Annotated in this window: 23 protein-coding genes and 1 pseudogene; 2 read left to right on the forward strand and 22 right to left on the reverse strand. The window is 71.1% G+C overall.

Annotation, left to right across the window (positions count from 1 at the left end):
• Positions 1-68: 68 nt before the first annotated feature.
• Positions 69-2633: an ATP-dependent Clp protease ATP-binding subunit gene (locus ACT4N7_RS01065; protein WP_444826621.1), complete on the reverse strand. Its 2565-nt coding sequence runs from the start codon at positions 2631-2633 to the stop codon at positions 69-71.
• 377 nt (positions 2634-3010) lie between these two features.
• On the opposite strand from ACT4N7_RS01065, the gene ACT4N7_RS01070 reads away from it, so the two are divergent.
• The gene (locus ACT4N7_RS01070) at positions 3011-3859 is read left to right on the forward strand and encodes a (2Fe-2S)-binding protein (RefSeq protein ID WP_444826669.1); all 849 of its coding nucleotides are present in this window, start codon (positions 3011-3013) and stop codon (positions 3857-3859) included.
• Positions 3860-4011: 152 nt separating this feature from the next.
• Here ACT4N7_RS01070 and ACT4N7_RS01075 read toward each other — a convergent pair whose 3' ends face one another.
• Together ACT4N7_RS01075 and lysS are read right to left on the reverse strand one after the other, a co-directional pair.
• Positions 4012-4359: a histone-like nucleoid-structuring protein Lsr2 gene (locus ACT4N7_RS01075; RefSeq protein WP_444826622.1), complete on the reverse strand. Its 348-nt coding sequence runs from the start codon at positions 4357-4359 to the stop codon at positions 4012-4014.
• A gap of 122 nt (positions 4360-4481) precedes the next feature.
• The gene (gene lysS, locus ACT4N7_RS01080) at positions 4482-5936 is read right to left on the reverse strand and encodes a lysine--tRNA ligase (protein WP_444826670.1); all 1455 of its coding nucleotides are present in this window, start codon (positions 5934-5936) and stop codon (positions 4482-4484) included.
• A gap of 123 nt (positions 5937-6059) precedes the next feature.
• Between lysS and ACT4N7_RS01085 the strand changes: the two genes are divergently transcribed.
• The gene (locus ACT4N7_RS01085) at positions 6060-6800 is read left to right on the forward strand and encodes a class I SAM-dependent methyltransferase (RefSeq protein WP_444826623.1); all 741 of its coding nucleotides are present in this window, start codon (positions 6060-6062) and stop codon (positions 6798-6800) included.
• Here the strand turns inward: ACT4N7_RS01085 and ACT4N7_RS01090 are convergent.
• The 19 genes and pseudogenes from ACT4N7_RS01090 to hpt all read right to left on the reverse strand — a co-directional run bounded on the left by ACT4N7_RS01090 (position 6797) and on the right by hpt (position 24102).
• Complete coding sequence (locus ACT4N7_RS01090) at positions 6797-7576, reverse strand: type III pantothenate kinase (RefSeq protein ID WP_444826624.1); 780 nt, start codon at positions 7574-7576, stop codon at positions 6797-6799. The genes ACT4N7_RS01085 and ACT4N7_RS01090 overlap by 4 nt on opposite strands.
• Before the next feature lie 7 nt (positions 7577-7583).
• Positions 7584-8054 carry an aspartate 1-decarboxylase gene (gene panD / locus ACT4N7_RS01095; RefSeq protein WP_444826625.1) on the reverse strand — a complete coding sequence of 157 codons (471 nt, stop codon included), beginning with the start codon at positions 8052-8054 and terminating at the stop codon, positions 7584-7586.
• Positions 8055-8067: 13 nt separating this feature from the next.
• Entirely contained in the window at positions 8068-8952 is an 885-nt protein-coding gene (panC, locus tag ACT4N7_RS01100; protein WP_444826626.1) for a pantoate--beta-alanine ligase, read from the reverse strand.
• The gene (locus ACT4N7_RS01105) at positions 8949-9845 is read right to left on the reverse strand and encodes a Rossmann-like and DUF2520 domain-containing protein (RefSeq protein ID WP_444826627.1); all 897 of its coding nucleotides are present in this window, start codon (positions 9843-9845) and stop codon (positions 8949-8951) included. The genes panC and ACT4N7_RS01105 overlap by 4 nt, the downstream gene beginning before the upstream one ends.
• 131 nt (positions 9846-9976) lie before the next feature.
• On the reverse strand, positions 9977-11137 hold the full coding sequence (locus ACT4N7_RS01110; protein WP_444826628.1) for a PrsW family intramembrane metalloprotease: 1161 nt from the start codon (positions 11135-11137) through the stop codon (positions 9977-9979).
• Positions 11138-11188: 51 nt separating this feature from the next.
• Positions 11189-13609 (reverse strand): DUF6779 domain-containing protein, encoded by a 2421-nt coding sequence (locus tag ACT4N7_RS01115; RefSeq protein ID WP_444826629.1) that lies wholly within the window; start codon positions 13607-13609, stop codon positions 11189-11191.
• 46 nt (positions 13610-13655) lie between these two features.
• Entirely contained in the window at positions 13656-14132 is a 477-nt protein-coding gene (locus tag ACT4N7_RS01120) for a DUF3180 domain-containing protein (protein ID WP_444826630.1), read from the reverse strand.
• Positions 14129-14623, reverse strand: a complete 495-nt coding sequence (folK, locus tag ACT4N7_RS01125) for a 2-amino-4-hydroxy-6-hydroxymethyldihydropteridine diphosphokinase (RefSeq protein ID WP_444826631.1) — start codon at positions 14621-14623, stop codon at positions 14129-14131. The genes ACT4N7_RS01120 and folK overlap by 4 nt, the downstream gene beginning before the upstream one ends.
• Positions 14620-14997, reverse strand: coding sequence for a dihydroneopterin aldolase (gene folB, locus ACT4N7_RS01130; protein ID WP_444826632.1), 378 nt, complete (start codon positions 14995-14997; stop codon positions 14620-14622). The genes folK and folB overlap by 4 nt, the downstream gene beginning before the upstream one ends.
• The gene (gene folP, locus ACT4N7_RS01135) at positions 14994-15794 is read right to left on the reverse strand and encodes a dihydropteroate synthase (RefSeq protein ID WP_444826671.1); all 801 of its coding nucleotides are present in this window, start codon (positions 15792-15794) and stop codon (positions 14994-14996) included. The genes folB and folP overlap by 4 nt, the downstream gene beginning before the upstream one ends.
• 29 nt (positions 15795-15823) lie before the next feature.
• Positions 15824-16513, reverse strand: a complete 690-nt coding sequence (gene folE / locus ACT4N7_RS01140) for a GTP cyclohydrolase I FolE (RefSeq protein ID WP_444826672.1) — start codon at positions 16511-16513, stop codon at positions 15824-15826.
• Between the two features lie 156 nt (positions 16514-16669).
• A pseudogene (locus tag ACT4N7_RS01145) lies at positions 16670-16942 on the reverse strand (GTP cyclohydrolase I); the annotation flags it as partial.
• Between the two features lie 113 nt (positions 16943-17055).
• Positions 17056-19392 (reverse strand): ATP-dependent zinc metalloprotease FtsH, encoded by a 2337-nt coding sequence (ftsH, locus tag ACT4N7_RS01150; RefSeq protein ID WP_444826633.1) that lies wholly within the window; start codon positions 19390-19392, stop codon positions 17056-17058.
• A gap of 189 nt (positions 19393-19581) precedes the next feature.
• The gene (locus ACT4N7_RS01155) at positions 19582-20388 is read right to left on the reverse strand and encodes an ESX secretion-associated protein EspG (protein ID WP_444826634.1); all 807 of its coding nucleotides are present in this window, start codon (positions 20386-20388) and stop codon (positions 19582-19584) included.
• A complete protein-coding gene (locus ACT4N7_RS01160) occupies positions 20385-21785 on the reverse strand; it encodes a hypothetical protein (RefSeq protein WP_444826635.1) in 1401 nt (466 codons plus the stop codon). The genes ACT4N7_RS01155 and ACT4N7_RS01160 overlap by 4 nt, the downstream gene beginning before the upstream one ends.
• 9 nt (positions 21786-21794) lie before the next feature.
• Positions 21795-22355, reverse strand: a complete 561-nt coding sequence (locus ACT4N7_RS01165; protein WP_444826636.1) for a DUF3558 domain-containing protein — start codon at positions 22353-22355, stop codon at positions 21795-21797.
• A gap of 30 nt (positions 22356-22385) precedes the next feature.
• A complete protein-coding gene (locus tag ACT4N7_RS01170; protein ID WP_444826637.1) occupies positions 22386-22763 on the reverse strand; it encodes a PE domain-containing protein in 378 nt (125 codons plus the stop codon).
• 92 nt (positions 22764-22855) lie between these two features.
• The gene (locus tag ACT4N7_RS01175; RefSeq protein ID WP_444826638.1) at positions 22856-23557 is read right to left on the reverse strand and encodes an ESX secretion-associated protein EspG; all 702 of its coding nucleotides are present in this window, start codon (positions 23555-23557) and stop codon (positions 22856-22858) included.
• Complete coding sequence (hpt, locus tag ACT4N7_RS01180; protein WP_444826639.1) at positions 23554-24102, reverse strand: hypoxanthine phosphoribosyltransferase; 549 nt, start codon at positions 24100-24102, stop codon at positions 23554-23556. The genes ACT4N7_RS01175 and hpt overlap by 4 nt, the downstream gene beginning before the upstream one ends.
• Between the last annotated feature and the right edge of the window lie 4 nt (positions 24103-24106).

Consider the following 24106-nt stretch of genomic DNA (forward strand, 5'->3'; position numbering starts at 1 on the left):
CCGCTGGCCCACACACGACGGCGGCGGCCTTCCGGAGAAGGGCCGCCGCCGTCGGTCGTCGCGTCAGGTCACTCGCCGACAGCCTCCGGGCTCTCGCCCGGGTCGGAGCTGCCACCGGAGGCGGTCAGTTCGACCGGCGGCACGTCGGGCACCTTGGTCGGCTTGGGCTCGCCGCGGAAGGTGAACTTCGCCTTGTCCGCGGTCGACTCCTCGCCGTCCCACTCGTCGACGTCGGTGATGATGATCTGGCCGGGCTTGATCTCCCCGAACAGGATCTTCTCCGAGAGCTGGTCCTCGATCTCGCGCTGGATCGTGCGCCGCAGCGGCCGCGCGCCCAGCACCGGGTCGAAGCCGCGCAGCGCGAGCAGCGCCTTGGCCTTGTCGGTCAGCTCCAAGGCCATGTCCTTGTTCTTGAGCTGCTTCTCCACCCGGGTGATCATCAGGTCGACCATCATGATGATCTGGTCCCTGGTGAGCTGGTGGAACACGATGATGTCGTCGATACGGTTGAGGAACTCCGGCCGGAAGTGCTTCTTGAGCTCGTCGTTGACCTTGTTCTTCATCCGCTCGTAGTTCGAGCCCTGGTCGTTGCCGCTGGTGAAGCCGAGGCCGACCGCCTTCGAGATGTCCTGGGTGCCCAGGTTGGAGGTGAAGATGATCACGGTGTTCTTGAAGTCCACCGTGCGGCCCTGACCGTCGGTCAGGCGGCCGTCCTCCAGCACCTGCAGGAGGGTGTTGTAGACCTCCTGGTGCGCCTTCTCGATCTCGTCGAACAGCACCACCGAGAACGGCTTGCGCCGCACCTTCTCGGTGAGCTGGCCGCCCTCCTCGTAGCCGACGTAGCCCGGGGGCGCACCGAAGAGCCGCGAGGCGGTGTAGCGGTCGTGGAACTCGCCCATGTCGATCTGGATGAGCGCGTCGTCGTCGCCGAACAGGAAGTTCGCCAGCGCCTTGGACAGCTCGGTCTTGCCGACACCGGACGGGCCGGCGAAGATGAACGAGCCGGACGGGCGCTTCGGGTCCTTCAGACCCGCCCGGGTGCGGCGGATCGCCTGGGAGACAGCCCGGACGGCGTCCTCCTGGCCGATGATCCGCTTGTGCACCTCGTCTTCCATGCGGAGCAGCCGGGTGGTCTCCTCCTCGGTGAGCTTGAACACCGGGATGCCGGTCCAGTTGGCCAGCACCTCCGCGATCTGCTCGTCGTCCACCTCGGCGACGACGTCGAGGTCGCCGTCCTTCCACTGCTTCTCCCGCTCGGACTTCTGCCCGAGGAGCTGCTTCTCGGTGTCGCGCAGCTTCGCGGCCCGCTCGAAGTCCTGGGCGTCTATCGCCGACTCCTTCTCCCGGCGCACGTCGGCGATCTTCTCGTCGAACTCGCGCAGGTCCGGCGGCGCGGTCATCCGGCGGATGCGCATCCGCGCGCCCGCCTCGTCGATGAGGTCGATCGCCTTGTCCGGCAGGAACCGGTCGTTGATGTACCGGTCGGCCAGGGTGGCGGCGGCGACCAGCGCGGCGTCGGTGATGGTGACGCGGTGGTGCGCCTCGTAGCGGTCGCGCAGGCCCTTGAGGATCTCGATGGTGTGCTCCAGCGACGGCTCGCCCACCTGGATCGGCTGGAAGCGGCGCTCCAGGGCCGGGTCCTTCTCGACGTACTTGCGGTACTCGTCGAGGGTGGTGGCGCCGATCGTCTGCAGCTCACCGCGGGCCAGCATCGGCTTGAGGATCGACGCGGCGTCGATCGCGCCCTCAGCGGCACCCGCGCCGACGAGGGTGTGGATCTCGTCGATGAACAGGATGATGTCGCCGCGGGTCTTGATCTCCTTGAGCACCTTCTTGAGGCGCTCCTCGAAGTCGCCGCGGTAGCGCGAACCGGCGACCAGCGAACCGAGGTCGAGGGTGTAGAGCTGCTTGTCCTTGAGCGTCTCGGGCACCTCGCCCTTGACGACCATCTGGGCCAGCCCCTCGACCACGGCGGTCTTGCCGACGCCGGGCTCGCCGATGAGCACCGGGTTGTTCTTGGTGCGCCGCGACAGCACCTGCATGACCCGCTCGATCTCCTTGGAGCGGCCGATGACCGGGTCGAGCTTGCCCTCGCGGGCCGACGAGGTCAGGTTGCGGCCGAACTGGTCGAGCACCAGCGACGACGACGGCGTGCCCTCGCCGCGCCCGCCGGTCTCGGTCGACTCCTTGCCGCCCTGGTAACCGGACAGGAGCTGCAGCACCTGCTGGCGGACCCGGTTGAGGTCGGCGCCGAGCTTGACCAGCACCTGGGCGGCGACGCCCTCGCCCTCACGGATCAGGCCGAGCAGGATGTGCTCCGTGCCGATGTAGTTGTGGCCGAGCTGCAGCGCCTCGCGCAGTGACAGCTCCAGGACCTTCTTCGCCCTCGGGGTGAAGGGGATGTGCCCGCTCGGGGCGTGCTGGCCCTGGCCGATGATCTCCTCGACCTGCTGCCGCACGCCTTCCAGGGCGATCCCCAACGACTCAAGCGCCTTTGCGGCGACACCCTCACCCTCGTGGATCAAGCCCAGGAGGATGTGCTCGGTGCCGATGTAGTTGTGGTTGAGCATCCTGGCCTCTTCTTGGGCCAGGACGACCACCCGCCTCGCGCGGTCGGTGAACCTCTCGAACATTCGCACTCCCTGACTGCTGCGCCGGCGGCCCTTCTCCACTTCCTTCTAGTGGATTCAGCACCGTGGGACCACTGTAGTAGGCCCGGCCGCGGCTCTCAGTGCCACTTCCGACCGAACCCGGTACCGCTTGCTTTCCCGACGGTCCCTTCGTCCTACCAACGTGCGGTGACCGGGTCGGATTCCGCAATGGGTTGGTTGTCCGCTCAGCGCGAACACGACGCCGCCAGTCGCGTTCGTGCTCTTCCCACTCCCTGAGCCGACAGGCGCGTGTCAGCGCCTGAAGGTAAGGTAAGGCAAGCCTCACTAATACTGCCGGGGAAGGAGGGGCCACCCATGTGGAGCAGCGTGCGCCCGTCCGATACCGACGCAGCGTGGCGATGACCGCCGGGTACAGCCTCGCAACAGAGGCCCGCGACGGCCAGGCGTATCTGGCGGCTTCGCTCGACCGGGTGAATTCCTTGCAGACCCGCGCGGAACTGCGGTTCGGTCTGCCCGCGGCGGCCGGCCGCTGGGCCACCTGCGCCGACGTCCTCGGGACTCCGGGCGCCATCGCCCACTGGCGCGCGGGCCTCGCGGGCTGGCTGCGCGACAAGTACGCAGATTCACCCGATCAGACGACCGCCAGCTACCTGATGACCTGGTATCTGACGATCCCCGGCTACGTCGCGGGGCTGCTGTTCCACCATGAGCGCCGGGTGCCGTCGCTGCGGCCTGCCGACCTCGCGTTCCGAACGGCCGAGCCGCGCCCGCACCCGGCCGCCATCGCGGTGCTCTCCCCCAGGTTCGCCTGCCTGCCCAGCGACCCGGCCGCGGGCACCCGGTCGGCCACCGTCGTCGCCGACGAGCAGGCGCTCGCCGCCGTGCTGCGCGGCCGGTTCACCGCGCACGCCGCCCGGTTCATCGCCGTGTACGCCCCGCAGGTGCGCCTGGGCAAGCACATGCTGTGGGCCGCCGCGACCGACGTGCTGGACAACGCGCTGTGGCTCGCGGGTCGCTACGGCGGCGACGAGGGAGCGGGCGTCCTCGACGCCGCGCTGGTCCTCGGCGCGGGCGGGGCGCCGTTCACCTCCGCGCCGTTCACGTCAGGGTCGACCCTGCGGCCGGTGACCGACGAGACCGGACCGACCCGGTGGACGCGCAGGCGGGAGAGCTGCTGCTTCCACTACCTGCTGGAGAACGGCCAGGGCCCGTGCGCGACCTGTCCGCGGCTCAGCCGCAAGGACTGATTGCGGGCAATGGTCGATACCAATTGCGCCCGGCGGACAAAGTACGGCGGATTACCCGCACCCCGCGCCGACCGGGTGACGCAGCTAACAAATACCGCGTGAATCCGCAAGGGGCTGCCGCCCGGAGGGTCGGCAGCCCCTTTGCGACAGCGTCAGGCCTGCTCGTTGTAAGCGTCCAGAACCTCGGACGGGATTCGACCCCGGTCGGACACCTTCATGCCCTGCTTGCGGGCCCACTCGCGAATTGCCTGGTTCTGCTCGCGGTCGGCGGATGCGGTACGCGGAGCGCGGCCCGCGGTTACCTTCACCGCGGCACGCTTGCGTCCACCGGAACGGCGGGCGTGGTCGACGAAGTCGGCGAGTGCGTCGCGCAGCCGCTCCGCATTGTCCGACGACAGATCGATCTGGTAGGCGGCGCCGTCCAGACCGAACTCGACGGTCTCCTCGGCCGTTGAACCATCGAGGTCGTCGACCAGCGAAACCGTGACCTTCTGCGCCATATGGGCCTCCTCAGGCTTGAATGTGCCGGCTCAATGAGCATCTCGGCCACTGGTAGAAATACTCCTGGGGGGAGGTTAGCGCAAATCAAGCGGATTGCGTTAGTACCCCGATCGGTGGCGCGTCATTCCGGGCGGACCAGCGGGAAGAGGATCGTCTCCCGGATGCCGAGACCGGTGAGCGCCATCAACAGGCGATCGATGCCCATTCCCACGCCGCCACTCGGTGGCATTCCGTACTCTAGCGCACGCAGAAAGTCGTCATCGACAACCATGGCCTCGTCGTCACCCGCGGCGCCGAGTCGGGCCTGATCCGCCAACCGCTGCCGTTCCACCACCGGATCGACCAGTTCGGAGTATCCGGTGGCCAGCTCGAATCCGCGGACGTAGAGATCCCACTTTTCGGCCAGGCCGGGGTCGTCGCGGTGCTGGCGGGTGAGCGGGGAGGTCTCGATCGGGAAATCCCGGACGAATGTCGGCGCGTGCAGGTGGTCGCCCACCAGGTGCTCCCACAGTTCCTCGACCAGCTTGCCGTGCCCGAACTTGGGGTCCACAGCCAGGTCGAGCGCCTCGGCGTGCTTGCGCAGCAGGTCGACCGGGGTCTGCGGGGTGATTTCGGCGCCAAGGGCGTCCGACAGCGACCCGTACATGGTCAGCGCGGTCCACTCGCCGGACAGGTCGTACTCGGTGCCGTCCTGCAGCGTGACGACCTGGGAGCCGAATGCGGCGTCCGCCGCCTCCTGGACGAGTCCGCGGGTGAGCGCGGCCATGGAGTCGTAGGTGGCGTATGCCTCGTAGTACTCCAGCATCGCGAACTCCGGCGAATGCGAGGAATCGCTGCCCTCGTTGCGGAAGTTGCGGTTGATCTCGAAGACCTTCTCCAGGCCGCCGACCACACACCGCTTGAGATACAGCTCCGGCGCGATGCGCAGGAACAGATCCATGTCCATGGCGTTCGAGTGCGTCACGAACGGGCGCGCCGCGGCGCCGCCATGCAGGGTCTGCAACATCGGGGTCTCGACCTCGATGTATCCGCGGCGGTGAAAACTCTCCCGCAGGGAACGCACGACACCCGCGCGCTTGCGCACCGTCTCGCCGGCCTGCGGGCGCAGGATCAGATCGACATAGCGCTGCCGAATGCGCGTTTCCTCGCTGAGCGCCTTGTGCGCCACGGGCAGCGGACGCAGCGACTTGGCGGCCAACCGCCAATCATTGGCAAGAACCGACAACTCGCCGCGGCGGGAGGTGATGACTTCGCCCGCGACGAATACGTGATCGCCAAGATCGACATCGGACTTCCAGGCGGAAAGCGACTCCGCGCCGAGGCTGTTGAGACTCAGCATCGCCTGCAGTTCGGTTCCGTCGCCTTCGCGCAGCGTCGCGAAGCAGAGCTTCCCGGTGTTGCGCAGGAACATCACCCGACCGGTCACCCCGACGTTGTCTCCGGTCGCGGAGTCCACCGGCAGATCGGAATAGGATTGCCTAACCTCGGCGAGCGTATGCGTGCGCGGAAGTTCGACCGGGTAAGGGTCGACACCCGCGGCCAGCAGCCGCTCCCGCTTGTCCCGCCGGATCCGCATCTGCTCGGACAAGTCGTCCGCGGTCGGGGAGTCTGGAGGCGCTTCGTTCACGCGTGCAGGGTACGGAGAAGTCCAGGCCAGGGGCCAACCGGTATCGCACACCGGCAGGGATACGGTTCATTCATGGACGAGGTGGACATGTTCGCTCGACGGGCGAGTTCTTTCGGCGCGAATGCGACGGCCTACGCCGAGCACCGGCCGGACTATCCGGCGGCGGCGATCGAGTGGATCGTGGGCGACCGGACGCGGGTGCTCGACCTCGGCGCGGGCACCGGGAAGCTCACCGGCGGCCTGCTGGCGCTCGGCCTGGAGGTCGCCGCGGTCGAGCCGGACGCCGCGATGCTGGCGGAGTTGACCCGGCGCTACCCGGACGTGCCCGCGCTCAACGGCACCGCCGACCACATCCCGCTCGCCGACGCCTCGGTGGACGCCGTGGTCGCCGGGCAGGCGTTCCACTGGTTCGCCACCCCCGGGGCGCTGGCCGAGATCACCCGCGTGCTGCGCCCTGGCGGCGTGTTCGGCGCACTGTGGAACCGCGACGACGACCGGGTGCCCTGGGTGGCCGGGCTGGTCAAGGTGGCCGCGAACAGCATGATGGCCGCGTCGACGGACGGCAGGCAGCTACCCGAGCACGAGCTGCTGCTGCCCTACGAGGAGATCGAGGTGCCGCACGTCCAGCGGCGCACGGTCGAGTCGCTGCTGGCCACGATCGGCACGCACTCGCAGGTGGCGGTGCTCCCCGAGGTCGAGCGCAAGGAGTTGGACACCCGCGTGCGCGACTACCTGTACTCGCGGCCCGAGACGGTGGCGGGCACGTTCGACCGGCCGCTGCTCACCATGGCCGTGCGGGCGGTGCGCCGCTAACGGGTGTTGCGCTCGAACACCAGCCGCAGGCCCAGCAGGGTCAGGTCGGGGCGGTGGTGGCCGATCGACTCGGCCTCGTCGACGACCAGGGGCGCGAGGCCGCCGGTCGCGATCACGGTGACCGGGCCCGGGTGCCCGGTGCGCGCCAGCTCGCGGGTGATCCGCGAGACCAGGCCGTCGACCTGGCCGGCGAAGCCGAACATGATGCCGGACTGCAGACACTCCACGGTGTTCTTGCCGATCACCGACCGCGGCCGCACCATCTCGACCTTGCGCAGCGCGGCGGCGCGGGCGGCCAGCGCGTCGACCGAGATCTCGATGCCGGGCATGAACACGCCGCCGAGGAACTCGCCCTTGGCGGAGATGACGTCGATGTTGGTGGACGTGCCGAAGTCGACCACCACGCACGCGGTGCTGAACAGGTGGTGCGCCGCCAGCGTGTTGATCACCCGGTCGGCGCCCACCTCCTTGGGATTGTCGACCAGCAGCGGCACCCCGGTGCGGATGCCCGGCTCCACGATCACCCGCGGCACGTCGGCGTAGTAGCGGCCGAGCATCACCCTCAGCTCGCGCAGCACGGCGGGAACGGTGGACAGCGCCGAGACGCCGGTGACCTCGTCCACGTGCCCGGCCAGCAAGCCGCGCATGGTCAGCGCCAACTCGTCGGCGGTGATCCGGGCGTCGGTGCGCATCCGCCAGTCGCGCACCAGCTCACCATCGCCGGTGTGCAGTCCGAGCGCGATGTTGGTGTTGCCGACATCGATGGTGAGCAGCACGCCGGGCTCAGCTCTCGTGCGCGAGCAGGGCGTCGAGCCGGGCCGCGTCGACCGTCTCCCCGGGCGGCTCGGTGACGGCTCCGCTGCGCAGGCCGGAGTCCGCCGGGGCGTGCGCGGCGTCGGCGCCCGTGTGCGCGATCCGGTTGTCGGCGTCCACAAAGACGATCTTCGGCTGGTGCGCGGCGGCCTCGGCGGCGTCCATCAGGCCGTAGGAGATCAGGATGACCAGGTCGCCGGGGTGCACCAGGTGGGCGGCGGCACCGTTGATGCCGATGACGCCGCTGCCAGGCTCGCCCTCGATGACGTAGGTCTCCAGGCGGGCGCCGTTGGTGACGTCGACGATCGCGACCTGCTCACCGGGCAGCAGGTCGGCGGCCGCCAGCAGGACCGGGTCGACCGTCACGGAGCCGACGTAGTTCAGGTCGGCCTGGGTGACCGTGGCGCGGTGGATCTTGGATTTCAGCATCGTGCGCAGCATCGGGGGGCTTTCTCTAGAGGTGCTGGGCCAGGTCCGGTGTGCCGAGCAGCACCGGGACGTTGTCGATCAGGCGGGTGGCGCCGAGCTTGGCGGCCACCAGGAGCCGGGCGTCGCCGCGTTCGGGCGCGGGGCCGAGGTCGAGGTCACGCAGCGCCAGGTAGTCGACCTTCAGCTCGGGCGTGGCGTCGAGGACCGCGCGCGCCGTGTCGAGCACCGCCTGCCCGCCCTGCGCGCTGACGTGCGCCCCCGCGGCCAGCGCCGCCGACAGCGTGACGGCGGCGACGCGCTGGTCCGGGTCGAGGTAGGCGTTGCGCGAGGACAGGGCCAGCCCGTCGGACTCGCGCACGGTCGGCACGCCGACGACGTGCACCTCCATGTCCAGGTCGCGCGCCATCTTCTTGATCAGCACGAGCTGCTGGAAATCCTTCTCGCCGAACAGCGCGAAGTCGGGGCGGACGATGTTGAACAGCTTGGCCACCACGGTGAGCACGCCCGCGAAGTGCCCGGCCCGCGACGCGCCCTCCAACTCGTCGCCGATCGGTCCGGGGTGGACGGTCACCTGCGCGCCCGGCGGATACAGCGCCTCGCGCGGCGGGGTGAACACCAACTCGACCCGCTCTTGTTCGCAGACCGCCAGATCGGCGGCCAGCGGCCGCGGGTAGCGCTCGAAATCCTCGCCGGGAGCGAACTGCAGCGGGTTGACGAAGATCGAGGCCACCAGCACCGTGTTCGGGATGCGGCGGGCACGGGCGAGCAGCTCGCGGTGGCCGTCGTGCAGCGCGCCCATGGTGGGTACGAAGGCGATCTTGCGGCCGGTCGAGCGCAGCGCGCGGGTGACCCTGGCCAACTCGTCTGGTCCACTGTGGACGTTCAGGGTCCCTGCGGTGAAGCGGGTCACCGGTTCTCCTCCCCGCTGTCGATGGCAGCCGCGACGTCCGCGACCAGGTCGGCGCGCAACAGCCCACACTCGCGGGCCCGGTACGCGGTGCGAGCCGCGAGAGCGCGGTACGCGGGCAGCATGTCCGGCGCGTGCTCGGCGAGCACCGCGACGTGCTTGCGGACCGTGCCCGCGTCGCCGCGGGCGACCGGGCCGGTGAGCGCGCGGTCGCCGTGGCGCAGCGCGTTGTCCAGCGCGGCGGACAGCAGCGGACCGAGCAGCCGCTCCGGCGAGCCGACCCCGGCGGCGGCCAGCAGCGACGCGGCCTCGCCGACCAGGGTGACCAGGTGGTTCGCCCCGTGCGCGAGGGCGGTGTGGTAGAGCGGGCGCGACGCCTCCGGCACCCGGACGGGCTCCGCGCCCATCTCGACGACCAACGCCTCCGCGACGCTCCAGGCCGCCTCCTCGCCATCGGCCGCGGTGACCCCGAACGAGCACGCGGCCACCCGCTCCAGGTCCTCGGCGCGGCCGGTGAAGGTCATCACGGGGTGCAGCGCGAGGGCGAGCGCGTCGAGTTCGGCGGCGGGGGCGAGCACGTCGACGCCGTGTGCGCCGGAGGTGTGCACGACGATCTGGCCGGGCCGCAGCGCGCCAGCGGCGGCGAGCCCGCGGACCATGCCCGGCAGCGCGTCGTCGGGCAGGGCCAGCAGCACCAGGTCGGCCAGGGCGGCGACCTCGTCGGGCGGACGGATCGCGACGCCGGGCAGCAGCACCTCGGCGCGCGCGAGGGAGGCCCGGGAGACCGCGGCCGCGCCGATGACGGTGTGTCCGGCGCGAGCGAGGGCGGCACCCAGAACGGCCCCCACGCGACCGGCCGACACGACCCCGATGGCCAGCCGAGCGGGCCGGGTCACGACGTAAACCCGTTCGAGCGCATAGCGGACGGCTCCCTAACCTCGTTCCAGTCCCGCGACGGTGCGGGTACCGGACGACGGCGCGAGAGTAGCTCTCCGGCTACCGCGGGGTGGCGTTCGGGTGACCAGCTTCACCGCGCGGGCTCGGCTTCGGCGGCCCGCACCGCGTTGGCCCGCGTGACCTGGACCAGCTCGATGAGCTTGACCTCCTGCGCGGCCGCGTCGGGCCCCGCAGTGCCGCGCTCCATCGAGTGCCACAGGAACGCGAGTTCGCTGACCGCGGCCTGGTACTCGCCGACCGCGCGCGCCGCGGGCCGACCAGCCGCCGCGCGGACCTGTTTGCGCCACGTGCGCCTGCCGGACAGGCTCGCCAGCAGGTCGACCTCCGAGACGACGATCCAGTTGGCCGTCACCATCGCGGGCAGCGCGGTGGCCACGATCGACTGCTCGCGCTTGCGGTGCCGGTGGATGAACAGCACGACGGCGGCGAACAGCGGAACCATGACCAGGAAGTACACGCTGAGGAAGGTCGTCGCGCTGCCCAGCGTCGCCGCGCCGTTCCACAGCGCGTGCAGGACGACGGCGGTGAGGTAGCCCAACACGGGCGCGAGCAGGCGCGTCCGGCTGGAGGTGGAGCGGGCCGCCACCCCGATCCCGATGCCGATCATCACGGTGAACAGCGGGTGGGTGAACGGGGCCAGCACCCCGCGCAGGATGAACGCGGCCACCACGCCCGGCGAGGTGCTGTCGCCGAAGCCGAACTCGTCGAACGCGCGGCCGAAGTAGTAGATGTTCTCGGTGAAGGCGAAGCCCGCCGCGACGAACCCCGCGTAGACGATGCCGTCGACCACGCCGTCGAACTCGTGCCGCAGGAACAGGTAGATGCCCAGCACGAACGCGCCCTTGGCGGCCTCTTCGAACAGCGGCGCCGACACCATCGCGCTGATCTTGTCGCCGTTGCCCTTGCCGAGCAGCAGGTCGCCGACGGCCTCGGCGGTGTTGTTGATCAGCAGCGCGGTGATCGTGGCGACACACGCGCCCCAGCCGAACGCCAGCCAGAGCAGCCGCGCCGGTTCGGGTTCCCAGCGGTCCATCCACAGAAACGCCGCCACCACCGGCCCGACCGGCAACAACGCCCCACCCACACCGACGAGCTCGGCCACCAGACCCACCCTGGCGGTGCTGACCGCCAGCAGCGTGAGGCCGCACCCGGCGAGCACCACGAGCGCGACGACGGGCAGCAGAACCGTCAGCCGACGCGGCGGATGCCGCCGCAAGTCCCGTTCAGACACAGAATGTGATCTTACGGCGATCTTGCGTCAATGGGTGCGGAACGCCGACCTTCAGTCCTCTTCCCGACGACGCCTGCGCCGCGGAGGCGTGGCCGCTCCGCCGTGCGCCGCGAGCAACTCGGACACGGACTTGCCCGCGGTGTGCGAGCCCGCGGGTTCCTCGGCCATCGCGTCGTGCCAGGACGGCGCGCCCTCGGCCCGGCGCCTGCGCCCACCCCCGTCGTCCTCGTCCGGCTTGGCCCGCCGCCCGCCGGTCTCGGGCGCCGCCCGGCGCCCGGTCGACTCCGGCTCGGCATGCCGATGCCCTGCCGTGTCGGGGAAGGACGCGGCGGCCGAGTGGTAGGCGCCGGAATCCCCGCGCCTGCCGACCGCATCAGATCGGTAGGCCACCGAGTCCCGCACCTGCTCCGAACGACGGGGTTCGACTGGATAGGTCCCCGAAACCTGCGGCTCCACCACCGCGCGACGACCCGGCGGGTACGGATAAGCCTCCGGCTCCGCAACCGCACGACGGCCCTGCTGGTCCGGGTAGACCCCAGACACCTGACCAGGCTCCGCGACAGCGCGACGACCCTGCGGATCTGGATAGGCCCCAGACGGCTGTGGTGCCTCCACCACCGCACGACGACCCTGCGACTCCGGGGCGGCGCGGCGGCCGGTGGGCTCGGGCTGGGCGGGCGTCACGCCGTAGCGGGTGGATTCCTCGGCGGCGACGTCCCGCCTGCTCTTGATCTCCGGGGCGGCCACGGACGCCTCGGCGGCGCGCCTGCCCTGGAACGCGGCGGCGGCCGCCGCCGGAAAGGTGCCCGTCGGCGCGTGGCGCCGGCCGCCATCGGCGATCGGGTCCTCCTCGACCGGGCGGCGGGCGGGCAGCGGCCTGGCCTGCTGCTCGCCGCGCTGCGGCAGCGGGGTGCGCTGCGGGAGCTGCCTGCCCGTGGGTTCGGCGACCTGTGGCGCGGGGCGGTCGACCGGGGTGAGCTGGGTCGCGGTCCGTTCGGCCTGGTCCGCACGGCTCACCGGGGCGTGGACAGCGGTCTGTTCGCTGCGCCGGGACAGCGGGTGCGGCACCCCCTGGGTCGACTCCGCACCGCCGCGCTGCGGATGCGCCGCGCGGTCGACCCGCGCGGCAGGCACGCCGGACCGAGGCGGAACGGCCATGCGCTGGCTCGTTTCGGCCGCGACCCGCCGCTCGGGTGGCATCCCCCGATCCACCGCCCGCTCAGGCAGCCGCTGGCCCGGCTCGGCCACCCGCCGCTCCGGCGCCGCCATCCCCACACCCGACTCAGGCGGGTCACCCCGACCAGGCCCACGCTGTGGCGCCGCCATCCCCACACTAGATTCAGGCCGATCACGACCAGGCACCCCACGCTGTGGCGCCGCCATCGCAACGCTCGACTCAGGCTGATCGACGCGACCAGGCACGCCACGCTGTGGTGCCGCCATCCCCCTGCTCGACTCGGGCCGATCCGCCGCTCGCGCGGGGACCCGGGCCGCCGGGCGCTCGGGTGCGGGCATGCTCTGGCTCGACTCCACCCGCCTGCCCGGTTCAGCGGCCCGACGCTGGGCGGCGGGCATCGACTGGCTGTGTTCCGTGGTGACGCGGTCGAGGCGCTGGGACCCGTTGTGGTCCGGGCGACGGGAGCGGGCGGCGGCGCCCAGCACGGGCTGCGAACCCGTCGAATCGGGCCTGCCCGCCGGGCGGCCTGCGGCATCCGCGGGCCGAGCGGGTCGCGGGCCGGCGGTCAGCGGCTGCTCACCGGTCTCCCAGGACGGGGTCCAGTCCGGGTCGATGCGCTCCGCGTTCGGGGTGCCCGCGAACCACCGGTCGGACATCTCCGCGGGGTGCGGGGTGAAGTCGCGGCGCTGGCTCGCGCGGGCGGCCTGCGCCTGCTCGGCGCGGACCCGCTCGATCAGCTCCGTGTCCGCCTCGCCGGGGATGGCGGCGGCGATCCGGCGGACCTGGCCGTTCGCCCGCTGCCCGACCGCGCGATCCTCGGCCAGGCCACCACGCATCCGGGTGGCCTCGGCGTGCAGCGCGAACCGCTCGACCAGCACCTCGCCGCCGAGCAGCAGTTCCAGGTTCTCCCGCATGGCCCGCAGTTCGTCGCGCAGTTCGGCGAGGTCGTCGCGGGCCTGCTCCTCGGCCTTGCGTTTGGCCTCGGCCTCGACTTCCAGCTCGTACTCGCGGCGGGCCGCGACCTCGCGTTCCAACTCCAGCTCGTAGACCTGCTGCAGCTCGACGGCTTCCTCGGCGCGGTCGGCGATCTGGCGGCGGTATCGCGCGGCCAGGAACGCGCCCGCGAGCGCCGCCCACAGCGCCGCGACGATCCCGAGCCGCATCCACCGCACCGAGTCGCTCAGCACGAGGACGGCGGTCGAACCGAGGGCCAGCACCAGGGCAGCGACGAGCAGGATGCGCCCACCACGTGAACTCGCGTCCTGCTCCGCGGAGGAGTCGGTCCGGCCCGTCATGCGCACTACCGTACCGGTCCGTTATCTCCGCGAGACCAAACGGCGGTCACCTGGTCCGCCGCGCTCCGTCGCGGTGCTGGTCAGCGGGGTCGTCCGGGGTCTTGCAGCTCGACTCCAGCCAGAGTGCGGCACCGATCAGCAGCGCCGCGCTCACGGCCCCGATCACCGCGCTGGGAACGTCCGCTTTGGCCGCCTCGACCTGGGTGCTCTCCGGCAGGACGTAAGCCAGCACGGCGAGCCAGGCGCCGAGCATGATCACGCCGAGCAGTGACGACGCCTTGGCGAGCGCGAGCGCGCGGGCGGCGGTCAACGGCTGGACGGGCTTGCCGGGCGAGGTACGCCGGATGCGACCGCGCAGGGCGTGGCCGAACGCGAACTCCACCACAGCGAGCACGAGCAGCGTGCTGCCCGCCAAGGTCGGCAGCGGCGGGAGTTCGCCGTAGAGCAGCCGGATACCCAGGTACACGGCAACCGCGGTGACCGCGCCCGCGGGCACCAGGTCGCGCGCCTTGGTGAACCTCACCGCGCCCCCCGCAGGTTCAGGTCGGCGCACCTGCGCACCCCCGTTGTGTCCACTGTGGATAATAGATCGCGTACCCGGCCCCGACCGGGTACCTCGGCGTCGGGCTCCACGTCGAGCCACGGCACCAGCACGGTGGCGCGCTCATGGGTGCCCGGATGGGGCAGTACGAGGTCGGGGTGGTCGCTGCGGACGCCGTCGACGGTGACCACGTCCACGTCGAGCGTCCGCGGGCCCCAGCGCACGGCGCGCACCCGGCCCGCGCGGTCCTCCAACTCCTGGCCGCGGCGCAGCCAGCCCCACTCGTCGGTGTGGTCGTCGCGGACAACCAGCACCGCGTTGAGGAAGTCGGGTTGGTCGGTGACGCCCCAGGCGGCTGTCTCGTAGACCGGCGACACCGCGACCAGGACGTCGGCGAACCCGTCGACGGCGACGCGCAGATTGGCCTGCCGGTCGCCGAGGTTCGAGCCGATGGACAGCACCGCCCGGGTCACCGGCTCCCCCGCGTCCGGCGCGAGCGGCGGACGGTGACCGCGACATCGGCGAAGGCCAGCGGGATCGGCGCGCTCGGCTTGTGCACCGTCACCTCGACGGCGTGCACCCGCTCGTCGGCCATCTCGCCGTCGGCGATCTCCGCGGCGACCGACTCGACCAGGTCGCGCGGCGGGCCCGCGACGACCTTCGCCGCGCGCTCGGCCAGTTCGCCGTAGTGCACGGTGTGCCGCAGGTCGTCGGTGGCGGCGGCGTGGTGCAGATCGATCCACAGCGTGATGTCGATGACGAACTCCTGGCCGTCGCGCTTCTCGTGGTCGAACACACCGTGGTTTCCGCGCACGCGCAGCCCGGTCAACGTGATCCGGTCGGTCATCGGCGGACTCCCGTCATCGCGGCGGCGACAGCCACCGCGTCCAGTGATCGGTCGACGTCGTGCACCCGGACACCCCAGGCACCCGCGGTCGCCACCAGCGCCGTGATGGCGGCGGTGGCCTCCTCGCGGCCGTCCGGCGGCCGGGGGCTGCCGTCCGGCGCGGCCAGCAGGCTGCCGAGGAAACGCTTGCGGGACGCGCCGACCAGCACCGGGAAACCGAGGTCGAGCAAGACGTCCAGGCGACGCAGCAGAGCCCAGTTGTGCTCGGCGTTCTTCGCGAACCCGAGACCTGGGTCGAGCACGACAGCGCTCTCCGCGACCCCGACGGCCAGCGCGGCGTCGGCCCGGGCCAGCAGCTCGTCGCGGACCTCGGACACCACGTCGGCGTACTCGGCCAGGGAGTCCATGCCGCGGCTGTGCCCGCGCCAGTGCATCAGGATCCACGGCACCCCGGTGTCGACCGCGACCCGCGCCATGTCCGGGTCGGCCAGGCCGCCGGACACGTCGTTGATCACGCGGGCACCCGCGGCCACGGCGGCCGCCGCGACCGCCGCGCGCGTGGTGTCGACGCTGACCGCGACACCGGCCGCCGTCAGTTCGGTGATGACCGGGATGATCCGGGCGGACTCCGTGGCCGCGTCGACCCGCTCCGCGCCCGGCCGTGTGGACTCGCCGCCGACGTCGACCAGGTCGGCGCCGCGGGTCCACATGGCCACGCCGTGCGCGATGGCGTCGTCGGCGTGCAGATAGCGGCCACCGTCGGAAAACGAGTCCGGCGTCACGTTGAGCACACCCATGACCGCGCACCGGCCGGGATCGGGCACACTCACCGGCTGCGCCCGTTGATCAGTTGAATTGCCTCCGCCCGCGACGACGGCGAACTCTTGAGAATGCCGCGCAACGCGGACGTCGTGGTGCGCGCGCCGGGCTTGCGAATGCCGCGCATAGCCATGCAGAGGTGCTCGGCCTCGATGACCACGATGGCGCCGCGCGGCTCCAGCTTGCGCATCATCGCGTCGGCGATCTGCGAGGTCAGCCGCTCCTGGACCTGCGGGCGGCGGGCGTAGAGGTCGACCAGCCTGGCCAGTTTGGACAGCCCGGTCACCCGGCCCTGCTCATTCGGAATATAACCCACGTGGGCGACACCATGAAATGCCACTAAATGGTGTTCGCAGTTGTGCGTCAAATGTCCGGCGATCAGAAAAGTCGGATGTGGATCACAGGTGAAGCTGTAGACGGTGCTGGTCGCCTCAATGGTGCGCACCGACTCGACCTGCACCCACTCCGACTCGACCAGGTCCGTGCGATGCGCGTCCTGGGCGAACCCGTGCCGGAGGGTCCAGGCGTCCGCGGCGGCGGGCACCAGGGCCCGAGTCGCCACCTTCGGCGCGCGGCGCGCCTTCCGCACGTGCGTCCACTCGACAACCGATCCGGCGACGTCCTTCGCTTCCCGCCAGCCTTCCGATGTGGCCAGCGGATGGTCCGGGGTGACGACGAACGAGCCGCCCGCGGTCACGACTTCGACCAGTTGCCTGGTGTCGCGCGAGCTGATCCTGACCACGGAGGTCGGCTCGACGGTGCCCTCGACCAGGGTCCACAGCCGGTCGCCGACCCGCACATCGGCGGCCCGCTTCCGGCCGTCGACCGCGTCCACGGTCTGCTTCCCCGGCACGCAGGTCGAGTACATCGGGATGTCGGTGACCAGGACGAGTTCGTCGTGGCTCTCGTCGAAGGTCTTGTCCAGAACGGCGTCCGGCTCGGTGAACAACCCCGCGAACAGCTCGGCGTACGCACGCGCCACACGGGCCGGGGTCTCCCGCAGGCCGTCGCGGTCCGGGTCCTCACCGCAGGCGAGCAGGAGTTCACGCACCGCGCGCTCGGCCCGCTGCTGGTCGAAACCGGGGACCAGGCCAACGGCCCCGTTCCCGGTGTCTTTACTGGTCATCGGCACCTCCGAGATCGGCGCGGAGCCCGCTGAGAGTAGGACGCCGCCGCGCGCATGTCACGACGGTGGCCGCCGAACCGAACTCGGCGGCCACCGTCGGGACTCGCGTGCCGTCAGGAACCGTTGGGACGCCCGTCGGAATCCTGATCCCGGCCGCTCTTGCGGTCGCCGTGCTGGTTGGCCTCGTTCTGCCGCTCGCCCCAGGACGGCTGCCACGACTGATGCGGGCCACCCTGGTTCGGGGAGCCGGACGGGGTCGTGGCCGGGGTCCACCCAGGCGGCGCGCCGTAGTGCGGCGGACCGGCGTGCCTGCCGGTCGGCTGCGGCGGCTGGCCGTAGGGCGGGGGCTGCGAGCCGTACGGGCCGGGCTGGGCGTAGGAAGGCGGGACGCCGTTGGGACCCGCGCCGTTGCCGGGCAGTTCCGGGTTCGACCGCGGCGGACCGCCGGGCAGCTCGCCTGCACCCGGGATGGCGCCGACCGGCGTGGGCTCCGGCTTGCGCTCATCCTCGGGCCACGGCTCGCCGCGTTCCTTCGCGAGTTCGCGCGGGGTCTTGATCGGCGGCTTGTCGGACGGGGTGCGCTCGCCGAAGTCGTTGAACGCGGTGATCCGGGGCCGCTTCTCCACGTTGGAGAAGATCCGCTCCAGGTCCTTGCGGGTCAGCGTCTCCTTTTCGAGCAGCTCCACCACCAGCTCGTCGAGCACGTCGCGGTAGGTGTTGAGCACGTCCCACGCCTCGGTGTGCGCGGCCTCGATGAGCTTGCGCACCTCCTCGTCGATCTCGTGCGCGACCTCCAGCGAGTAGTCCGGCGCGTGGCCCATGGACCGGCCCAGGAACGGGTCGCCCTGGTCCTGGCCGTACTTCACCGCGCCGAGCCGGGCACTCATGCCGTACTCGGTGACCATCGCCTTGGCGATCTTGGTGGCCTGCTCGATGTCACTCGACGCGCCCGTGGTCGGCTCGTGGAAGACCAACTCCTCCGCGGAGCGGCCGCCGAGCGCGAACACCAGCCGGGCGATCATCTCCGAGCGGGTCATGAGCTGCTTGTCGTCCTCGGGGACGACCAGCGCGTGGCCGCCGGTACGACCGCGCGGCAGGATGGTCAGCTTGTAGACCGGCTCCAGGTCGGGCATGGCCCACGCGGCGAGCGCGTGCCCGCCCTCGTGGTAGGCCGTGATCTTCTTCTCCTTGTCGGAGATGATCCGGCTCCGCCGCGCCGGGCCGCCGATGACACGGTCGACCGACTCCTCCAGAGCGGCGCCGTCGATCAGCGAGCCGTTCTGCCGGGCGGTGAGCAGCGCCGCCTCGTTGAGCACGTTCGCCAGGTCGGCGCCGGACATGCCCACGGTGCGCTTGGCCAGGCTGAGCAGGTCCGCGTCCGCGGCCATCGGCTTGCCCTTGGAGTGCACTTCCAGGATCTTCTTGCGGCCCATCAGGTCGGGCACGGACACCGGGATCTGCCGGTCGAACCGGCCCGGCCGCAGCAGCGCCGGGTCGAGGATGTCCGGGCGGTTGGTCGCCGCGATGAGGATGATCCCGCCACGGGCGTCGAAGCCGTCCATCTCGACCAGGAGCTGGTTGAGGGTCTGTTCCCGCTCGTCGTGGCCGCCGCCGAGGCCCGCGCCGCGCTGGCGGCCGACCGCGTCGATCTCGTCGACGAAGATGATGCAGGGCGAGTTCTGCTTGGCCTGCTCGAACAGGTCGCGCACCCGGGAGGCGCCGACGCCGACGAACATCTCGACGAAGTCGGAACCGGAGATCGAGTAGAACGGCACGCCTGCCTCACCGGCGACCGCCCTGGCGAGCAGCGTCTTGCCGGTTCCCGGCGGCCCGTAGAGCAGCACGCCCTTGGGGATCTTGGCGCCGAGCGCCTGGTAGCGGGCGGGGCTCTCCAGGAAGTCCTTGATCTCGTAGAGCTCTTCGACCGCTTCGTCCGCGCCCGCAACATCGGAGAACGTGGTCTTCGGCATGTCCTTGGGCAACTGCTTGGCCTTGGACTTGCCGAAGTTGAGAACCCGGTTGCCGCCGCCCTGGACGTTGTTCATCATCCACATGAGCAGCAGCAGGAGCAGGCCGAGCGGGATGAGGAAGATCAGGATCTGGGTCAGGAACGAGTCCTGGCTGACCGTGGTCTTGAACTCGGTCCCGGTCTTGCCGATCAGGGAGTCGTAGATCTGCGAGGTGGCCCCGGCGGGGTACTGGGCGAGGATCTGGGTGACCTGCTGCCCGTCCTGCTCGATCGGGGCGGTAAGGGTCAGCTTGAGCTGCTGTTCCTTGTCGCCGAGTTCGGCAACCTTGACGTTGCCTGCTTGGATCTGCGCGACGGCCCTCGACGTGGACACAGACGTGTAGCCACGGGTGTCGTCGAACAGCATGCTGAAGGCGAAATAGAGCAGCAACACCGCCAAGATCCATACCAGCGGGTTGCGAAGCAGGCGCTTGCGGTCCATTCACTTACGGCCGACGGTCGGCCTCGCCCCTCCCTGACTTGCGTGCGAGGGCAATGACGACCCATTACCCGACCGGACGGGCACGCCGGTCTCACCAGCGTACCGCCCGCTTAGGCACCCACCGACCGAAGTGCCGGGCCGGGTGCCCATCGATGTCAACGCCGACCCGCCGGGTTGGGTTCCCGGCGGTCAGCGTGGCGTGACCTCGGCAACGAGCTCGGCCACGCGGTGGCGGAAGGTCGTCGCGTCGGCCGGGGCGACGGTGACCCAGTCGCGGCCGTCGCGGCCCCGGCGCATCGTGGTCAGGTAGCGGCCGGTGGGCTTGTCGAACCACGACAGCACAGGCCCGCGCTTGCGCACCCCCATCCGGTCGCGCCCGGTGACAGCAAGTTGACCACCACGGACATTCGGCGTCGCGACAAGTCGGGCCAACGCCTGCCTGGTCTCGCCTGTCGTGGACCGGCCGACGGCGTCGGGCTGACGTCCGCTCGACGGGTTGCCGTGTGTCACCCTGCCTGCTTGGCGCGGCGCGGCGGCGAAGTCCTCGGCAGGCAGCGAGATGGACGGCTCGGTACCGCGCGGCGCGAGCGGCAGCAGGGCCACCACCTCGGCGACGAGAGCGCCGGGACGGACCGGCGTCAGCCGCAGCCCGGCGCCGGTCTGGACCGCGACGACCGCCGTGCTGCCGGACAGCGCGGCGAGCACGGCGACCGGTTCGGCGCCGAGTTCCGGCAGGAAGACCGAGTCGATGGCGATGTCCGGCCGGGCGAGCGGCAGGAGCCGGTTCTCGATGTCCGGCTCGACCCTGCCGGTCCGGCCGAGCAGGCCCTTGGCGCGGAGTTCGTCGTGCGCCCGCGTGCGCAGCAAGGCGCGCTCGGCCATGGTGGCGCCGTGCGAACGGGTTTCGAACGGGTACGGAAGCTCACCCGCGTCGAGCGCTTCCCACAGGAAGTCCATGGCGAGCGGGCTCAGGGCATCCGCGTCGGGCACCGTCACCCGCCGATCACGGGGGGCGCGGTGATCTGGTCGGTGCCGAAGGTGTCCTCCGGGTCGGGTTCGATCAGGTACGCGGGCCGCTGGTGTTCGAGATCCTCCTCGCCCGGCGCGCCGCCGCCCATGCCGCCGCCCGCGCCCATGCCGCCACGGCCGCCTGCACCGGCGCCCGCGCCCTGCCTGCCGCGCCCGAGTCCATCGTCGCCCGGTCCCATGCCGCCGCCGACACCCGCGCGGGAGCCCGGGCCACCTCGTCCGCTGTCGGCACCGCCGGGACCTCCGGTCCCGACGCCGCCTCGACCATCGAACCCGCCTACGCCACCGCGTCCCCCGGACGCTGAGCCACCGCGACCTCCTGCCGGGATGCCGCCCGTCCCGGGGAGGCCGCCAAAGCCCGGCATACCCGCGCCTGGGCCGGACGGGGTGCCGCCGCCGCCGAGTCCACCGCCGGGCGGGGTGAACCCGCCAGGTGTGGGTGTCGAGCCGGGCACGAACCCTGCCACCCCGGTCGAGCCGCCGCCCACCGGGGAAACCGACCCGGTACCGGGCCCGGTCGGCCCGCCGGGCCGCAGGCCCGCCGGGTCGGTGACGCCGGGACCGCCGCGCGGGACCAAGTCGTGGCCGCCGCCTCGGTAGTCGACTCCGCCGCTGTCCCGGAACCCGCCGTCGCCGTCGTCTCCGGTGATGCCTGGCGGGGGCGGCACGAAGCTCGGGGTGGACGCGTCGATCGCGGCCAGCGTGCCGGTGTAGGTGGCGAGGTAGGCGACCTGCTCCTGCTTGACCGCCTTGGCTTCCGCCGACTTGGCCGCCATGTCGGCGAGCCCGGCGATCGGGTTCGGATTGGCCAGGGCTCTGGTCAGTTCGGTCCCGGCGTCGAACTCCTGCGGCGGCGGCAGCCGCTTGACCTCGGTCGCGGCGGCGGCCTGCTGTGACATGGCCGCGCCCATGTACTGCGCGGTGACACCCGCGTTGCCGGTCGACGTGGCGAGCGGGGCCAGCGCACCCCGCGCCGCGTCGGCGGCCTCGCCCTGCCACGCCGATTCGAGCCTGGTGACGGTATCGAAGAGCCGGTTGGCCGCCTCGGCGAGCCGGTTGCCGCCCTCGTTGAACCCGCGCCCGAGCGCGTCCGCCGTCGTCGGGCTGTTGGCCTCGGTGGCCTGGGTGTACAAGACAGTGCTGGTGAAGCTGTCCCAGTTCGGCCGGTCGTTGATGACCCGGTCGCTGCCCATCGCCACCTGCGGCGCGAGCGCCGCCACCTGCCCGTGGGCGATGTGCCGCTCGATCTCGGCGTGCGTGGACCGGTCCTCCTGCGGCATGTTCCGCTGGCCCCGCTGCACGTCGACGGCCTGGTCGCCCGCGTATTCCTGGGTGCGGTACCGCTGATCCCCGTTCGGTGCCACGTCTCCCCTTCAGCCCTTGATCTTCGGAATCACGATGTTCGCCAACCGCGTGGCAACATCACACGGCTCGTACTTGCCTTCACCAGAGTCGTGCACCGACACGGCGAACGACATGGTCGAGCTGTCGCTGATATCGACTATCACCTGACAGAGCGTGATCGAACTCTTCTTCAGCGACTGGACCGCGCTGAGACCCGCGACCGACATCGGGGTCAGCGTGATACCAGCCCCCGTCTTGGCGTTCTTCGACTGGAATCCCTTGCCGTAGTCGAGGATCAGCACCGTGTCCTTGCTCCAGCTACATTGCGGATCCGCGGTAGCGGTGCTGAACGAGGCCCTGCCAGCCGGGCTACCACCCAGTTGCTGCGCCTCCGCCGCGGTGACGAGGTCACACATCTGCGGGCCGCTCCACTCCCGTGTGCCGGAAGTCGTCTGGCTGGAACTTGGCGCGGTCGTCGGCGCCGTGCTCGACGCAGAGTGGGTTGTGGCTGCCGAAGAGGGTTGACCCGCCACTTGCTGACCGCATCCGGCACCCGCCGCGCCGACAAGACCCGCCGACGCGAACAGCACGGCCCCTCGAACCCATCTGGGCACGTGCACCTACCCCCGATACCTGGTGGCGTTGCCGTAGTCGGTGTCCTGGTAGTTCGCGATCGCCTGCCTGAGCGCCTGCTCGGCCCGCTCTGTCTGGGTGAACAGTTGGTCGAGCACCGCGAGGAACGAGTCGCCTTGACCGCTGAAGCGGTCCATCGACTTGCGCGCCATCGCCTCGCCGACCGGATTCGCGCCGAGCGAGACCTCGACGCCGTCCACACTCGCACTTGCGAGCAGGTCCTGGATCTCGTGTTTGACGTTGCCGATCTCGGCGAGCGCGACCTGCGCTTCGTCCGGGTTGATCGACACCGCGCCGCTGGCGGCCGCGCCCGCGAAGGCGCCGATGGCGCTGCCGATCGAGCCCATTCCCCCAGCATCGTGCACGACTACTCCCCCGTGACCGGCCGCACCGCCCCGGTCGCGGCACGTGACCTCGAATCGAGGTTATCGCACCCCGATTAGCTCTATCGGGGGAATCAGGTGATCGACGCGAGCAGTTCGCCGAGGCGGTGGCGGAGGGTGGCCGTGTCGGCGGGGGCGATGGTGGCCCAGCCGCCTTTGGCGTAGGTGAGGTAGCGGCCGGACTCGGTGTCGAACCAGGACATGGCGGTGGATCGGCGGCGGCCGCCGAGCCGGTCGCGGGTGTTGGCGGCGAACTGGCCCACGCGGAGTCTGGGCTGGTCGAACAGCCGGACAAGCGCGCGGCGGTCGAGGTCGATGCGGTCGCGGACCGAGCTGGCGGCGGCCGGGTCGACGGGCGTGGTGAGCGAGGTCTCCGTGCCCCGCGCGGCGGGCGGGAGCAGGTCGACGATGGCGGACACGAGCGCGCCGACGGGCAGCGGGCGCAACCAGAGGCCGCTCTCGTCCTGGGTGGCGAGCAGGGCGGCGGAGTCGGTGCCGACCGCGAGCGCGCGCACGGCGGGGCCGTCGGCGCGCGGCAGGAACACCGAGTCGACGCTGCGGTCGGCCCGGGCGAGCAGGGACAGCCAGTCCGCCCAGCGCGGGTCGTCGGCCGTGCCCTGGGCGCGGAGGTCGCTGAAGACCTGGTCGCGCAGGTCGGCGCGTTCGTCGGCGGTCTCGCCGTGCGAGCGGACTTCGAGCGGGTACGGGAGTTCGCCGAGGTCGAGCGACTCCCAGAGGAGATCCAGCGCCAGCGGCGACAGGAACTCCGGTGTCACGAGGCGTAGACCTTGGGGTCGAGGGTGCCGATGTAGGGCAGGTCGCGGTAGCGCTCGGCGAAGTCGAGGCCGTAGCCGACCACGAACTCGTTGGGGATGTCGAAGCCGATGTACCGCACCGGCACCTCGACCTTGATCGCGTCCGGCTTGCGCAGCAGCGTGCACACCTCAAGGGTCTTCGGGTTGCGCGAGGCGAGGTTCTTGAGCAGCCACGACAGGGTGAGCCCGGAGTCGATGATGTCCTCGATGATGAGCACGTCGCGGCCCGCGATGTCGCGGTCGAGGTCCTTGAGGATCCGCACGACGCCGGAGGACGACGTCGCCGAGCCGTAGGAGCTGACGGCCATGAACTCCATCTGCACGGGGACGGACAGCGCTCGGGCGAAGTCCGTCATGAACATGACCGCGCCCTTGAGCACCCCGACGAGCACCAGGTCGGTGTCGCCCTGCGGGTAGTCGTGCGCGACCTGCTTGGCCAGCTCCGTGATCTTCTCGTCGATCTGCTGCTGGGTGATCAACACGGAGGCGATGTCGCCGTCGTACACGGTT

It is taken from the genome of Actinokineospora sp. (genome assembly GCF_052390155.1).
Classification (GTDB): domain Bacteria; phylum Actinomycetota; class Actinomycetes; order Mycobacteriales; family Pseudonocardiaceae; genus Actinokineospora.